We start from the raw sequence: 15,179 nt of genomic DNA on the forward strand, positions 1-15,179 counted from the left end.
GCTCGGTTTCGCAATCTTCGCGCAACCGGACTATCCTGCGGGTTTTTGCCCCCTGATTCGATGTGGCGGGATTGGACTATCCCGCCCTTTAAGGCCAAGAATTTATGTCATCGAAAAGCAAACGCTCTCCCAACGTGCCACAGCGACGAGAGCTGAGCCCCAGTGACCTGGACTTCCCAGTGGTGGGAATCGGCGCTTCGGCGGGCGGTTTGCAGGCCATCAAGCAGTTCTTCGAGCACATGCCCAGGGACAACGGCATGGCGTTCGTCATTGTCATGCACCTGGCGCCCGATCATCAGAGCCTGGTGTGCAAGATCATCCAGGAAACCACCCGGATGCCGGTGCTGCAAGTCACCGAAGCCGTGCCGATCGACAAGAACCACGTCTATGTGATTGCCCCCGCCCAAAGCCTCCACATGAATGATGGCTATCTGCACGTCACCCCCGCCGAACCCCGCCAGGGCGCCCACGTGGCCATCGACCTGTTTTTCCGCGACTTGGCGGATGTGCACAAGGAAAGGGCCTTTTGCCTGGTTCTCTCGGGCACCGGCTCCGATGGCACCGTAGGCCTGTCGCGGATCAAGGAGCAAGGCGGCGTGACAATCGCCCAAGCCCCCGAAGAGGCTGAGTTCGATGGCATGCCCCGGGCCGCCATCGATACCCAGATGGTCGATCTGGTGCTACCGGTGGCGGAAATGCCGCAAAAGTTGCTGGAACTGTGGAGCAACGCCCAGGCGATCCGCCTGCCGACCGTCAACGATCCGGAAGTAAGCACCCAACCGCCCTCATCCGAGCGCGAGGCCACCGCGGCTGAACAGTCGCTGCTGGATATCCTGGTTCAGCTGCGTGTCGGTACCGGTCACGACTTCAAGCATTACAAACGTGCCACGGTGCTGCGACGTATCGAACGGCGAATGCAGGTCACCGCCCAGGTGGATCTGCCCTCCTACTACGCCTACCTGCAAAACAACCCGGAAGAAACCAAAGCCCTGCTCGGTGATTTGCTGATCGGTGTGACCAATTTCTTCCGTGACCGTGAGGCCTTCGAAGCCCTGGAACGGGATGTATTGCCCAACCTGCTCAAGCCCGTCGAAGCCGGCAGTGTGCCGCCAGAGGAAATACGCATATGGTCCGCGGGCTGCTCCACCGGCGAAGAGGCCTATACCCTGGCGATGCTGGCCAGCGATCAATTGGTACACGACGCCAGCCCCGCCAAGCTGCAGGTGTTTGCCACCGACATCGACGAACGCGCCATCGCCGTGGGCCGCAGCGGCGCCTATCCGCAGGCGATCATCACCGATGTGCCACCGACCCGGTTGCGCCAGTATTTTCTCAAGGACGGCGCCAGTTACCGGGTGCGCAAGGAGATCCGCGAGCGGGTACTGTTCGCCAAGCACAATTTGCTGTCGGACCCGCCCTTTTCCCAGATCGACCTGATTGTCTGCCGTAACCTGCTGATCTACCTCGACCGTGAGGTGCAGCGGGAGATCCTGCAGATGTTCCATTTCGCCCTGCGCCCGGGGGGGTATCTGTTTCTCGGTTCGTCGGAGTCGGCCGATGCTTGCCAGGATCTGTTCACGCCGGTGGACAAGCGCAACCGGATCTTCCGCAGCAAATACGGCACCGCCAGCAGCCGCCGCACACCCACCATGCCCCGGGGCGGTTACGTGCGCGCGACGTCTTCTCCGGCGGAGTCCCTGGCACCGCCGGCACGCAAGGTATCGTTTGCCGACATCCACCTGCGCGCCATCGAGCGTTCCGCACCGCCAAGCATGATCGTCGATGCCAATGCCGATATCCTGCATATGGCCGAAAGCGCCGGCCGCTTCCTGCGTCATGTCGGCGGCGAGATGTCACGCAACTTGCTGACGCTGATCAACCCGCAGTTGCGCCTGGAAATCCGCACCACGCTGTTCCAGGTCAATCAAAGCGGCCAAGCGGTCAAGTCCCGCCAGGTCAACCTCGAACGGGATGGGCGGCGGTTCCTGGTGGACCTGCTGGCCCAGCCCTATCGCGACGACCTGTCCGATGGTGAGTTTGTGCTGGTGGTGTTCGAAGAGCGGGAAATCGACGCGGCCGAACAGCTGGAAGCCAACGCCAACCAGACTGAAAACCAGGTCCTCTCCAATCTGGAACGGGAACTGCAACGCACCAAACTGCATTTGCAGGACACCATCGAGCAGGCCGAGGTCTCCAGCGAGGAGCTCAAGGCCTCCAATGAGGAAATGCAGGCGATCAACGAAGAACTGCGCTCGGCCACTGAAGAGTTGGAGACCAGCAAGGAAGAGTTGCAGTCGATCAATGAGGAATTGCTGACGGTCAACTATGAGCTCAAGACTAAGGTCGAAGAGACCGACAAGATCAATGACTACCTCACCAACCTGATCGCCTCCACCGATATCGCCACGGTGTTTGTCGACCGCAGCGTACGCATCAAGTGGTTCACGCCCCGGGCGACGGAAATCTTCAGCATGCTGCCGGTGGACACCGGACGTTCGCTGCTGGACATCACCCATCGCCTGGATTACGCCGACATGGCGGCGGACGCCACGCAAGTGTTCGAGTCCTTGAACATGATCGAACGTGAAGTCAGCAGCAACGACGGTCGCTGGTATATCGCCCGGCTACTGCCGTACCGTTCCAGCGAGGACCACATCGACGGCACGGTATTGACCTTCATCGACATCAGCAAGCGCCGGGCGGCCGAGGAAGAGTTGCGCCTGGGCGAAGAACGCATGCGTTTGGTCGCCGAGGGCACCCGCGACTACGCGATCATCCTGTTGGACGAACATGGCGTGATCACCCGCTGGAACACCGGTGCCGAATTGATCTTTGGCTATTCCAAGGCCGAAGCCGAGGGCGCTTACTACGATTTCATCTTTTCGCCCCAGGACCGCGCCGACGGCGCGCCGGAAAACGAGTTGCGCCTGGCCCGGGACAACGGACGCAGCGAGGACGAGCGCTGGCACCTGCGCAAGGACGGCAGCCGCTTCTTTTGCAGTGGCGAGGTCACCTTGTTGCAAGGCGATCACCTGCACGGCTACGTGAAAATCGCCCGCGACCTGACCGGCCACAAGCGCCTGCACGAAGAACAGACCCAACGACTGATGGAAACCCAGAACAGCAGTCACCTGAAGGACGAGTTTTTCGCGGTCATGTCCCACGAACTCAAGCACCCGTTGAACCTGATCCAGCTCAACGCCGAATTGTTACGTCGCTTGCCCGTGACCAAGACCGTCAGCGCGGCGGCCAAGGCCGTTAACACCATCTGTGACGCGGTGGCCAGCCAGGCGCGAATCATCGACGATTTGCTGGACGTGGCACGGGTACGCACCGGCAAGCTCAAGCTCAAGCGCCAGGCCGTGGACCTGGGCCGCGTCCTCCAAGACATCTACACGGTGGTGATCAATGACAACCACCCGAACAAGGTCTCCCTGGAACTGCCCGAAGGGCCTGGCGAACTGATCGTCAACGCTGACCCGACCCGGTTGGAGCAGGTCATCTGGAACCTGGTGAACAATGCCCTGAAATTCACCCCCAACGGTGGGCGCGTGCAGTTGATCGCCAGCCAGGACGGCGGCATGGCGCAGCTGGACGTCAAGGATTCCGGCGTGGGCATCGAAGCCGAGCACTTGAACGAAGTGTTCGACCTGTTCGGCCAGGCCGAAACCCAGCATGCGACCCACCAACGCGAAGGGCTGGGCATCGGCCTGTCCCTGGTGCGGCAGTTGACCGAGGCCCATGGCGGCAGCGTGGAGGTCAAGTCCGACGGGTTGGGCAAGGGCTGCACGTTCACTGTCCGCCTGCCCTTGAGCAAGACCGACGAGCCACTGGCCCAGCAAGCGCCCAGCGGCGAGCCATCCGGCCGTCTCAGCGGCCTGACTGTTCTGCTGGTGGATGACTCCCCCGAAGTGTTGGATACCCTCAAGCTGTTGCTGGAGATGGAGGACGCCCGCGTGCTCGCCTTCGAGCTGCCGCAAGAAGCGCTGCAAAGAGCCCGGGATGCCCGTTTCGATGTGGTGATTTCCGACCTGGGCATGCCCGTGATGAATGGCCATGAGTTGGTGCAGGCATTGCGCGAACTGCCCCATGCCAAGCACATCCCGGCCATTGCGTTGACGGGGTACGGGGCGTCTGCCGACATGCAGAAGTCCCGGCAATCGGGGTTCGATCAGCACATTGGCAAGCCGGTGTCCTATGACGAACTGATCGACACGATCGAGCAGTTGTTGCGTTCGCAGGTGAACTGAGCCTGGGCTGCCTTTTTTGGGGGAGGGCCGCATTTTTCCAGCCCATGAGACAGCCTTTTGGATGATCGGGTTCATCCTGTGGGAGCGAGGTTGCTCGCGATGGCGGTGGTTCAGTGACATGGATAGTGAGCTTGCTGGCTTCTTCGTGAGCAAGCTCGCTCCCACGAAGGACTGCGGCGTATAGCCGCTACACCTTAAGCTTTCTTCATGCCGATACGCCTGCGCATCTCAGCCGTAATACTCTGCCGAGTCTTCTTCAGCCCAGCCCAAGGCTCATGCCCCACCTCCGCCAGACGCTCATGAACATTGTGCACATTCCACAGGTTCGCTCCCTTGAGCTCAGCCACCTCCTCACGAAATATCGGCACCGACACCGGCAACCCCTCCCGGGTCCGGGCGGCGTAGGCACAGATGGTCGTGGAGCCCAACCCATTGCGCAGGTAATCGATGAAGATCCGCCCTACTCGGTTCTTCGGCCCGGACACCGCCGAAAAACGGTCCGGCAGCAGCTTGGCCATGTGACTGACAATCGCATGACTGAAGCCCTTGACCTCGTCCCAGCCCAACTTGCGCGTCAACGGCACCACCACATGAATGCCCTTGCCGCCGCTGGTCTTCAGGAACGCCTTGAGGCCTAGTTCATCGAGCACCGACAAGGTGAGCTGCGTCGCCTCGACCATGCTTTTCCAGGGCAGCGCCGGGTCCGGGTCGAGGTCGAGGACGAAGCGGTCGGGCTTGTCCAGGTCGACAGACGTGGCATTCCAGGTGTGCAGTTCCACCGTGCTCATCTGCACCGCGCCGATCAGCGCCTCCGCGTTGTTGATGATCATCACTGGCTGTCCGGTCAGTTCCTTGTCCAGGCTGGTGATACCGGGAATCGCCAGGCGCTCGGGGTTTTTCTGGAAAAACAGCTCACCGGCGATGCCATCCGGCGCCCGGACCAAGGCGACCGGGCGGTCTTCCAGTTCCGGCAGGATGAATTCGGCAACGCTGGCATAATACTCGGCCAGCTGCAGCTTGGTGGTGCCACTGCTGGCGTCGATGACCCGCTCCGGGTGAGTGATGCGGACCTTGCCGTCCATGGCCGGGGCCTTGGCCTTTGTCCTGGTCTTTGCCTTGTGCGGTTTCGCGTCAGGTTCGTCCTGGGTGCTGGTTTTTTTCGCCGCAGTGGTTTTTTTCACGGGTTTGGCAAGCTCCTGAGTGATGTCCTTGGCCGGCTTGTCGTTACGCAAGCCATGGAAGACCGCATGGCGCACCGAGCCTTCCTTGGTCATTTCGGCAAAGGCCACTTCGGCCAGCAGCGTCGGTTCCAGCCAGTGCACGCCCTTGGCTTCGTAGCCGGTGGGCGGGTTCACCACGGCGGCCTTTTTCGTCTCCAGGGGCAGCAATTGCTGGTAGATACTCTTAAGGGTGGTTTCGTTGAACCCGGTGCCGACCTTACCGGCGTAGCGCAACTGGCCGCTGTCGGCATCATGCAGCCCCAGCAGCAAGGCACCGAAGGCACTGCGGGCGCCTTTCGGATCGCTGAAGCCCACCACCACGAACTCCTGGCGATTCTTGCATTTGAGCTTGATCCAGTCGTTGCTGCGCCTGGACACATAGGTGCTGCCGACGCGCTTGCCGATCAGTCCTTCCATCTGCATCTGGCAGGCGCTGTTGAGCAGCGCGTCTGGGGTTTCTTCGAAGGCATCGGAAAAGCGCAGCAAGGGGCTTTCGTTCGGCTCCAGCACGGCGGCCAAGGCGGCCCGGCGCTCTTGCACCGGCACGTTGCGCAAATCCATGCCATTAAGATAAGGCACGTCGAACAGGTAATAGGCAATCTTGCCGCTGCTGCCGGCCTCGAAGGCGTTTTGCAAAGCCTGGAAGTCCGGCACACCCTGCTCGTTGGCGACCACCATCTCGCCGTCGAGCCAGGCCGATTCCAACCCCAGCGCGGCCAAGGCCTCGGCCTGTCTTGGCAATTTGTGGGTCCAGTCATGGCCGTTGCGGGTGAGCAGCCTGACGTCGCCGTTTTCGATTCGCGTCATGACCCGGTAACCGTCGAACTTGATCTCATAGAGCCATTCGCCGTCGGGCGCACTTTCCACCAGGGTCGCCAGTTCCGGCTTGAGGGTTTCTGGCAGCGGTCCGGCGACCGCACCGCTGAGGGTGCCTTTCGAGGCGCGTTTCGGCGATTTCGGTCGCGCGGCTTTTTCCGGTTGCTTCACCGCTTTGGTGGCAGCCTTGCCTCGACGCTTGGGCACGAGGGTGCGATCGCTGAGCACGCTGTCCGGCTCGGCCTGGACCACGTCGTATTCGCTTTCGGGGCGGGCGGCCTGGTCCTGATGCTTGATCAGGAACCACTGCTCCTGCTTACCGGGCATGTGGGTGCGTACCAGGTTCCACAGGCCGCTGAGCTTTTCCCCTTGCAGCTCGAACTTGAGCCGGCCTTTTTCGTAGGCCTCATGGGGATCCCCCTGGGGAATCCAGACGCCCCGGTCCCAGACGATCACGTCACCGGCGCCGTAGTGGCCTTCAGGAATGTTGCCCTCGAACGTGGCGTAATCCAGTGGATGATCTTCGACATGCACGGCCAGGCGTTTGGCTTTGGGGTCCAGGGAGGGGCCCTTGGGCACCGCCCAGCTCTTGAGCGCACCGTCCAGCTCCAGCCGGAAGTCGTAATGCAGCCGCGAGGCATCGTGCTTTTGAATGCAGAACTGCAAGGCGTGGGCGGTTTTTGCCGACTTGCGCGAACGTTTCGCCGCCGGCTCCGGGGTGGCGGCGAAATCTCGCATGCGGTTGTAGTCATCCAGGGTCTTGCTGCTCATGGACCACCTGCCACCTGTTGCAAGGCTGGGTCGGCTACCGGCATCCCGGCGGTTTCCGCGAGCAACTGATCGACCACCCGGCTCAAGGCCTGTTCAACCGAATCGCCCAGCAGCAGGCCTTGTTCGTAGAGCACGATTTGCCGATCGGCGCTGGTGCCTTCCTGGACGATCCGGCGGGCCTGCTTGAACACGTCCTGGACGCCCAGGTCGGCCGCGGTTTCACCGAAAGTCTGCTCTGCCAGGGTCAGCCACTCACCGATCAGCATCGGCTGTTCCTGTCCCTCGACGATAAACTCCGCGAGAATCCCGTGGCGCTTGGCCCGCCAGCGGTTTTCCTTGAGGATCCACTGGGACATCTGGCTGTAGTGGGCGCCGGGCCGACGCTGCGTCACGGCATGGGCCACCATCAGGCGAAACAGCGAGACCAGGCAAAGGACGTCGTCCGCTCGCGGGCAGGCATCGCAAATGCGCAGCTCCAACGTGGGATAACGCGAGGAAGGCCGTATCACCCACCAGCAATCGCTGGCCTGGCGAATGGACCCGGTGCGCATGAGCATGTCGACATAACCGCCGAACGCCGACTCATCTTCGAAATACTCCGGCACCCCCATGCGCGGCCATTCATCGCAGGCCACTTGTCGATAGCTGCTGAAGCCGCTGTAGCCACCGTTCCAGAATGGCGATGACGCGCTCAGGGCCAGGAACATCGGCAACCACGGCAGGACCTCATTCATGATCCGCACCCGATCCTGCGTGGCCGGGACTTCCACGTGTACATGCAGGCCCGACAGCACGCTGCGCCGCGCCACCCGCTGGTAATCATCGAACAGTTGCTGGAAGTGCAGCTCGTCGGTGGGTTGCAGCACCTGGGTGGCCATCGGGTGTGAGCCGGCACTGAGCAGGCCCAGTCCATAAGGTGCCAGGCGCTGGTTCAGGCCCGTACGCACTTGGTTCAGGTAATCGGCAGCCTCGGGCAGGCTGCGAAAGATGGGCGAAGCCATTTCCACCTGGCATTGGAACATCTCATGGGCGAAATGCTTGCCCAGTTCAGTCTGGCATGCGGCGATCGCCTCCGCAGGGGGTTCACCCGGCATGCACCGGGTGTTCAGGTCAGTGATGAAATACTCCTCTTCAACGCCGAATTTCATGCGCCTGTTCATCGATAGTCCCTCCGATAGGCCCGCCCAGACCTGCGCCAATGCGGGTTACAACCAACGCCACCACGGCGATCCTTTCCACGTCCTGATAGCCCGGCGTGAGCAGTTCTTCACCGAACACGTCCGGGTCCAATTCCTTGTAGGTCCAGCCGAAATCCGCCGAGTCACGCCATTGCCCCAGCGCTTCGAGGAACGGATCGCGCCCATCCACCATGGCCACGCCGGTGTAGAGCACCAGCGAGCCGCCAGGTGTGAGCCGGGGCAAGGCCTGCTCGACGATGCGCAGCGACAGCCCGGCGCCCAGTGTGCCGCCGCCATGGCGATAGGCGCGCTCGGAGGGATCGGCCATGTACGGCGGGTTGGCGACGATCAGGTCGAACTGCCCTGGCACGTCCTGCAACACGTCGCTGTGGGCGACCTCGACGTTGGCCACCTCCGCCAGCGCGGCGTTCACGGCGCTCAGGCGCAGGGCCTGGGGATTGATGTCCACGGCCAGCACTTGCGCTTCACGACGGGCGCGGGCAATCACGATGGCCCCGACACCCGCGCCGCAACCGATGTCCACGGCGCGCTGCACAGCCGTGAAGTTCTGTTGCAGGTGAGTATGGATCAGTTGGGCGAAACGATAGCTGTCGGGGCCGAAGAACACCGCATCGCTGGCTTGCGTGGGAAACTGCGAATGGGCAAACAGCAAGCCATCCAGGCTCGACCAGCGCACCCGGCTACGCAACAAACCGTCGTGTGCTTCCAGCACCTGGGCGTCTTGCAGTTGCCGCTGTTCGTCGGTGCTGATCAGTCCCGGCGCAAACGGCCGCGACCAGCCGAACACGTCCCGCAAGGTCTTGGCGCGCTCATTGCCGGGACGCTGGTTGACCCGTTCATGGGTCAACGGGGTCGGGGTGATGAAACGATAGCCGTCGGCTTGCAGGCGTCGGCCCAGTTGCAGCAGCGCAAGGTCCGGCTCGGACAGGCGTTGTTCCTCATTCATGCAGGGCTCCCTAGCGAAGTGCGGATTTGAGTTCGATGAACCGGCGAGTCGCCAGCAGCCCAGCCGGATGGCTATGGCAGCGGGCACCGAGCCAGGGCATCAGGACTTGCATCTGCTCGTCCGGCGTGCGGCCTTGCAGCGCCTGTTGCAGGTTTTGCACATCGGGATCGTCCATCGGCGTCGCGGGGGCGCAAGCCGCAACCGGAGCACGCCGGGCGCCGGACTTCACGCCCTCGTCCAGCCAGTCACCGGCAATCCAGTCATGCAGCAGCTGTTTTTCGTAGGGGCTGAAGACCCCGAACATGGCCGCGCCTGCCCCGTCGATCAGCGTCCAGAAACGACTGTTTTGCGGGTCTTCATGGCGCTTGATCCAACCTTTGTTCTGCATGGCCGTCAGGAACCCTTCCAGCTGGCCCGGTGCCGAGAGCCACTGGTTGACGGTCTTGCCTTCGAATTTGCAGTAATCGGAATGCATGTGCTGACCGAACGGGCGTTTGCGTTCGAGCATGTCCAGCACTTCGCGATCCAGGTCGAACGAGCCGATGATGGCCTGGCTGCCCTGCCCCAGGTCATTGAGGCGATAGCCCAGCGTGACCCGCTGCCAGAAAGCCCCACGGTCCGCTTCCATCGGCATCAGTTGCAGCAGCGCTTGCACGGCCTTGTGGGCGTGGCCGGTGCTGGCGTTGTCGATGGTGACGTGGAGGGTGAAATAGTACGGATCGATGTCCAGTTCGCTCAGCTCATAGGCGCTGATCAACAGATGCAGGGGCAATTGCTCGTAGCCCAGGTTGTAGCCGATGACCTCCGGCAGGTACTCGTCGCCGGCATAGCCAAGGGCCAATTGCACGGCGCCTTGCAGATACAGATCGTCGTCGATGTCCGGGGCGTCCGACAGGTCGTATTCGGCGAGCAACTTGCGATAGAGCACCACATGATTTTGCGCGGGATGACCGTCCCCCAGTTCTTCCAGATAGGTGCACAGCAACCCTTCGAAACGGTGGTCGTGCCAGTGCTTGACCACGCCATACAGCCAGGCGCCGTCCACCCGTTTGGTCGGGGCCACGGCTTGGAGGAAGTACAGGGCATGGGCCTTGCCGCTGAAGAACTCCCGTGGGCCGCCGTTCTGGCGCCGCTCCAGGTAATCAGCGTATTGCCGGGCCACGCCGGCGCTGTGTTGTTCGACCCAGGCCTGCAGCGCCATGGGATCAGAGGGCATCGCCTGGGGGAGCGCCTCGGCTTTGGCGATGCATTGCTGGAGGAACGCTTGGGCGACGGCTTGCTTGTCGGCATCGTCGGGGCCCTGGAACAGCCGTTCATAGCATTGGCGCACCTGTCCGTTATGGATGACGGGGTGCACGGTGGCCGGCTGGGATTGGAGGGGTGTCAGCGCAGTCATAAGGGCCTCTCGGGTTCTTGGCGGACGCTGAGTCAGAACGTCTCTTCTGTTGCAGAGCGCGGGGAACGGCGAAAAATTCCGTTGGATTGAATGGCAGGCGGATAAACGGGACCTGCTGCTTTGGTGGGAACCCTCGCTTCGCTCCGGGCCTCGAATACTGAGACCCTCCAGGCGCTATCCAAGGAGCAACGATGACGTTCACAGTATGGGTAGCGGTGCTCGGTGCGGTATTGCTGACCCTGGCCCTGACCTCCTCTTATCTGCGCTGGATGCCGGTCACCACCTCGGCGATGTGCCTGGTGCTGGGTGTCGCCATCGGGCCGCTGGGGCTGGACGTGCTGAAGCTCGACGTCAGCGACTCGTCGGTCTGGATGGAACACCTCACGGAAGTCGCCGTGGTGTTTTCGCTGTTCGTCAGCGGTCTCAAGTTGCGCCTGCCGCTCAAGGACCGTACCTGGCGCGTGGCCTATGGGCTGGCTGGACCGGTGATGATCCTGTGCATCGCCGGCCTGTGCCTGGCGTTGCACTCGCTGTTGGGCCTGGGTTGGGGCGTGTCGATGCTGATCGGCGCGATGCTGGCGCCCACCGACCCGGTACTGGCGGCGCTGGTGCAGGTCAACGATGCCCGGGATGACGACCGGGTGCGGTTCGGCCTGTCGGGCGAAGCGGGACTGAACGACGGTACGGCGTTTCCCTTCGTGATCCTCGGCCTGTTGATGCTGCGTGAGGACGGCAGCGATTTTCTCGGTGAGTGGCTGCTGCGCAACGTCCTGTGGGCCGTGCCGGCCGGGTTGCTGGTCGGTTACTGGATGGGCCGCGGCATCGGCAAGCTGACCTTGTCGATGCGCATCAGGAATGCCGACAGCACTTTGTCGCCCAATGATTACCTGGCCCTGGCGCTGATTGCCCTGGCCTACGTCGTGGCCGAGTGGATCCAGGGCTATGGCTTTCTCTCGGTGTTCGCCGCCGGCCTGGGGTTGCGTCAGGCCGAGGTCCAATCCACCGATGAAGGGGCGCCACCGGCGGAACACCTGGTGCAACCGGTGGTGGGCCACGAAACCGTCGATCCCCAACAGGCCGTCGTGGGCGATACCGAGACGCTGGACGATGGACAATTGGCCGCTGGGGTGATGATGAGCGACATGCTGGCGTTCGGCAGCTTGGTGGAGCGGTCGATGGAAGTGTTCCTGGTGACCCTGCTGGGGGTCGTGCTGGCCAGCCATTGGGACTGGCGAGCCGTGGCAATCGGTGCCCTGCTGTTTTTCGTGATTCGCCCATTGAGTGTGCTGGTGGTGCCCTGGCGACGATCGCTCGACGGACCGCAACGGCTGCTGATCGGCTGGTTTGGCATTCGCGGGATCGGCAGCCTGTTTTATCTGTTCTTCGCCTTGAACCACGATCTGCCGCCAGCGGTGGCGCAACTGTGCATCGACCTCACGTTGTCGGTGGTGGCCCTGAGCATTCTGGTGCATGGCGTCACCACCCAGCCCACGTTGGCATGGTATGAGCGCCGTAAGCGGTCGAGTTGAGGCGAGTGTGCCTCAACCGCCTGGGTTGCTCAGCTGGATATAGACCGAGTACGCCCCCAGCAATACCCAGAAGGTGGCGAAGATCCAAGGGGTACGCAACGAAAACAGCAACGACTTGCGGTAGCCCTTGTGGGTCGACTCCCGCTCGCTGAACAGCGGCGATTCGTCATAGGCCAGGCCCATCAAGGGTTCGGCGCGCAACAGTTCGCTCTGCTTGAAATGCCAGTGATCGATGATCTCGTAGGCCGCCTTGATGCCCGGCCAGGCATTGAGCGAGCTGAGGAAACCCAGCAAGGCCAGGAATGGCGGCACGATCAGCGTGAATAACTTGCCCCACTCCGGGTTCAGGTTGGCCATGCAGGAGGCAAAGGCGATCACCAGGAAGGACTGGGCGGCCAGGTAAGCATCGGTTCGATTGGCCAGGATGCTGGTTTCGTATTGGATCTCCCGGCGATAGAAGTCCAGTCGCTCCTTGGGCGAGCCGAACAGTTTGGCGTTGTGTTCCGTCAGTTCTTCTTCCGGGGTGGGCCCGGTGAGTATTCTGGGCATTGCGCAGGCGGTGCCTCGGTGAGGATTCGGACTCATTAGAAGAACCCGGCGCGCGGCAAGTTCAAGTCAATGGACCACAGGTGCAGCGAAGTCCGAGGAAACGCTACCCGACCGCCAAGGTCTCTACTGTGTAAGAACAAGAGGACGGTTGTGTGGATTATCTTGGATGGGTGCAATGGCCGGCGATGCTCGTCACGGTGCTGGCCGCCTGGTTGATCGGCTCACGCCAACCCCGCCGCAGGGTGGCCGGATTCAGTTGTTTTATCGCGAGCAATATTCTGTGGGTGGTCTGGGGGCTGCATACCCATGCGTATGCATTGATCGTGTTGCAGTTTTGCTTGTGTGCGATGAATTTGCGTGGGTTCAAGAAGAACACTGAATAAACGCCTGCTCTTGTGCTGTAGGAGCTGCCGAAGGCTGCGATCTTTTGATCTTTCGCTTGGGACTCAAGTGTCTGGGGAAAGATCGCAGCCTCGTTGCACTCGACAGCTCCTACATAGCTCCTACGCAGCTCCGTTGCCACAGGAGCCGGGCCTTGCATTCCTGTTTACTTCATCGTCTGCCCAATGACCTGCATCAGGTCGATCTGCTTGAATGGCTTGATCAACCGAGGCAGTTGCGTGGCGAAACCTTCCAGGCGTTCGGCATAGCCGGTCGCCAGGATGATAGGCAAGGTCGGTTGGCGGTCGCGCAACAGTTTTGCCAACTGCGCACCGTCCATCTGCGGCATGGCCATGTCGGTGATCACCAGGTCGATGTCCGGGTTGCGCTCGTACAGCTCCAGCGCCTGAGCCCCCGATGGGGCGCAAAGGACTCGATGCCCCAGGTCTTCGATCAACAAGCGAGTACTGGTCAACACCAGGCTGTCATCGTCGACCACCAGCACTTTCAACTCGTGGACCGGCGGCGCCGCCTCTTCGATCTCCGCTTTGCCAGGGGCCGTATCGCCGGCCACCGGCAACCACAGTTCGGCGGTGGTCCCCAGGCCTTTCTGGCTTTTGAGTATCAGGCGGCCACCGAGCTGCTCCGCCAGGCCGTGCACCATGGACAACCCCAGGCCTGTGCCTTTGCCGACGCCCTTGGTGGTGAAGAATGGGTCCACGGCCGAGGCCAGCGTGGCGTCGTCCATGCCCTCGCCTTCATCGGTCATTGCCAGGCAGATGTAGCGTCCGGGGGGCATCGGCTGGTCCGGCCCGGCATCAGCCCCTCGCCGTTCCTCGGCTGCAATGACGATCTGGCCGCCATGGGGCATGGCGTCCCGGGCATTGGTCGCCAGGTTGAGAATCGCCAGTTCCAGTTGATTGACATCGGCCAGCACCGGCGGCAGCGCCTCGGCGAAATGGGTCTGGATGTGTATCGACGGACCCAGGGAGCTTTGCAGCAGGCCGCTGATGCCCTGCACCAGGGCCGACAGCTCGACCGATTCGTAGGTCAATTTCTGCCGACGGGCAAACGCCAGCATGCGCTGGGTCAGTGAAACCCCGCGCAGCGCGCCCTGGGTCGCATTGTCCAGCAATTGGGTGAGTTTCGGTTCGTTGGCCATGCGCTTGCGCACGATTTCCAGGTTGCCAAGGATGACCGTCAACAGGTTATTGAAGTCATGGGCAATACCGCCGGTGAGCTGACCGATGGCTTGCAGTTTCTGGGATTGAAACAATGCCTCGCGAGCCTGTTCAAGGGCCTGCTGGGCCTGAGTGGCATCGGTAATGTCGCGGGTGATCTTGGCAAACCCCAGCAGCGCGCCGGTATCGCTGCGAATCGCATCGATGACCACGTGGGCCATGAAGCGCGTGCCATCCTTGCGCATGCGCCAGCCCTTTTTCTCGAAACGCCCTTCGCTGGCGGCCATGCTCAACGCGCGCTGCGGCTCGCCGGCATCACGATCTTCGGGGGTGTAGAACATCGAGAAATGCCGGCCGATGGCTTCCACCGGAAGGTAGCCCTTGATCCGCTGCGCCCCCAGGTTCCAGTTGGTGACCTGACCTTGCGGGTCGAGCATGTAGATGGCGTAGTCGGTGACGCTTTGCACCAGCAGGCGAAACTGCTGCTCGCTTTGCTTGAGGGTTTCCTCGGCCATCTTGCGGTCGGTCAGGTCGCGGGTGATCTTGGCGAAGCCGAGCAAGGTACCACTCTGGCTGTCGATGATCGGATCGATCACCACATGGGACCAGAACAGCGTGCCGTCCTTGCGCACCCGCCAGCCCTCGCCTTCGAAACGCCCCTCATGCAGGGCCGTGTCCAGCGCCCGTTGTGGCAGGCCGGCGGCACGGTCCTGATCGGTATAGAAACGGGAGAAATGCTGGCCGAGGATCTCGGACTCCTCGTAACCTTTGAAACGCCTGGCCCCGGAGTTCCAACTGGTGATGATGCCCGAAGGGTCGGTCATGTAGATGGCGTAGTCGACCACCGCGTCGATGAGCAGGCGGAAGCGCTGTTCTTCGTTCATGAGCGGGGTCTTGGGGGCATTCTCGAGCATCTGGCCGGGGCATCCGTGTGGATTTTT

General features: G+C 62.0%; 9 protein-coding genes. 3 read left to right on the plus strand and 6 right to left on the minus strand.

Annotated elements, in window-relative coordinates; genetic code table 11:
- The first annotated feature begins 104 nt into the window (after nt 1-104).
- Nucleotides 105-4,250, plus strand: a complete 4,146-nt coding sequence (locus BLU85_RS12595; RefSeq protein WP_092199839.1) for a CheR family methyltransferase — start codon at nt 105-107, stop codon at nt 4,248-4,250.
- 194 nt (nt 4,251-4,444) lie between these two features.
- On the opposite strand, the gene ligD is transcribed toward BLU85_RS12595, so the two are convergent.
- From ligD to BLU85_RS12615, 4 genes are read right to left on the minus strand one after another with little or no spacing between them, the layout of a single operon-like run.
- Nucleotides 4,445-7,057: a DNA ligase D gene (ligD, locus tag BLU85_RS12600; protein ID WP_092199842.1), complete on the minus strand. Its 2,613-nt coding sequence runs from the start codon at nt 7,055-7,057 to the stop codon at nt 4,445-4,447.
- Nucleotides 7,054-8,217: a carboxylate-amine ligase gene (locus BLU85_RS12605; protein ID WP_092199846.1), complete on the minus strand. Its 1,164-nt coding sequence runs from the start codon at nt 8,215-8,217 to the stop codon at nt 7,054-7,056. Before BLU85_RS12605 ends, ligD begins: the two co-directional genes overlap by 4 nt.
- Complete coding sequence (locus BLU85_RS12610) at nt 8,189-9,202, minus strand: methyltransferase (protein ID WP_092199849.1); 1,014 nt, start codon at nt 9,200-9,202, stop codon at nt 8,189-8,191. The genes BLU85_RS12605 and BLU85_RS12610 overlap by 29 nt, the downstream gene beginning before the upstream one ends.
- A gap of 10 nt (nt 9,203-9,212) precedes the next feature.
- Nucleotides 9,213-10,598 carry an iron-containing redox enzyme family protein gene (locus tag BLU85_RS12615; RefSeq protein ID WP_092199852.1) on the minus strand — a complete coding sequence of 462 codons (1,386 nt, stop codon included), beginning with the start codon at nt 10,596-10,598 and terminating at the stop codon, nt 9,213-9,215.
- A 191-nt stretch (nt 10,599-10,789) separates the two neighbouring features.
- On the opposite strand from BLU85_RS12615, the gene BLU85_RS12620 reads away from it, so the two are divergent.
- Complete coding sequence (locus tag BLU85_RS12620) at nt 10,790-12,127, plus strand: cation:proton antiporter (protein ID WP_092199855.1); 1,338 nt, start codon at nt 10,790-10,792, stop codon at nt 12,125-12,127.
- A 12-nt stretch (nt 12,128-12,139) separates the two neighbouring features.
- Here BLU85_RS12620 and BLU85_RS12625 read toward each other — a convergent pair whose 3' ends face one another.
- Nucleotides 12,140-12,676: a hypothetical protein gene (locus tag BLU85_RS12625; protein WP_092199857.1), complete on the minus strand. Its 537-nt coding sequence runs from the start codon at nt 12,674-12,676 to the stop codon at nt 12,140-12,142.
- A gap of 152 nt (nt 12,677-12,828) precedes the next feature.
- Here BLU85_RS12625 and BLU85_RS12630 point away from each other — a divergent pair, with 152 nt between their 5' ends.
- The gene (locus BLU85_RS12630) at nt 12,829-13,059 is read left to right on the plus strand and encodes a hypothetical protein (RefSeq protein WP_060742403.1); all 231 of its coding nucleotides are present in this window, start codon (nt 12,829-12,831) and stop codon (nt 13,057-13,059) included.
- A gap of 164 nt (nt 13,060-13,223) precedes the next feature.
- On the opposite strand, the gene BLU85_RS12635 is transcribed toward BLU85_RS12630, so the two are convergent.
- Nucleotides 13,224-15,152 carry a hybrid sensor histidine kinase/response regulator gene (locus BLU85_RS12635; protein WP_092199860.1) on the minus strand — a complete coding sequence of 643 codons (1,929 nt, stop codon included), beginning with the start codon at nt 15,150-15,152 and terminating at the stop codon, nt 13,224-13,226.
- Nucleotides 15,153-15,179 lie beyond the last annotated feature (27 nt).

The organism is Pseudomonas sp. NFACC14, assembly GCF_900106885.1.
GTDB lineage: Bacteria > Pseudomonadota > Gammaproteobacteria > Pseudomonadales > Pseudomonadaceae > Aquipseudomonas > Aquipseudomonas fluorescens_AA.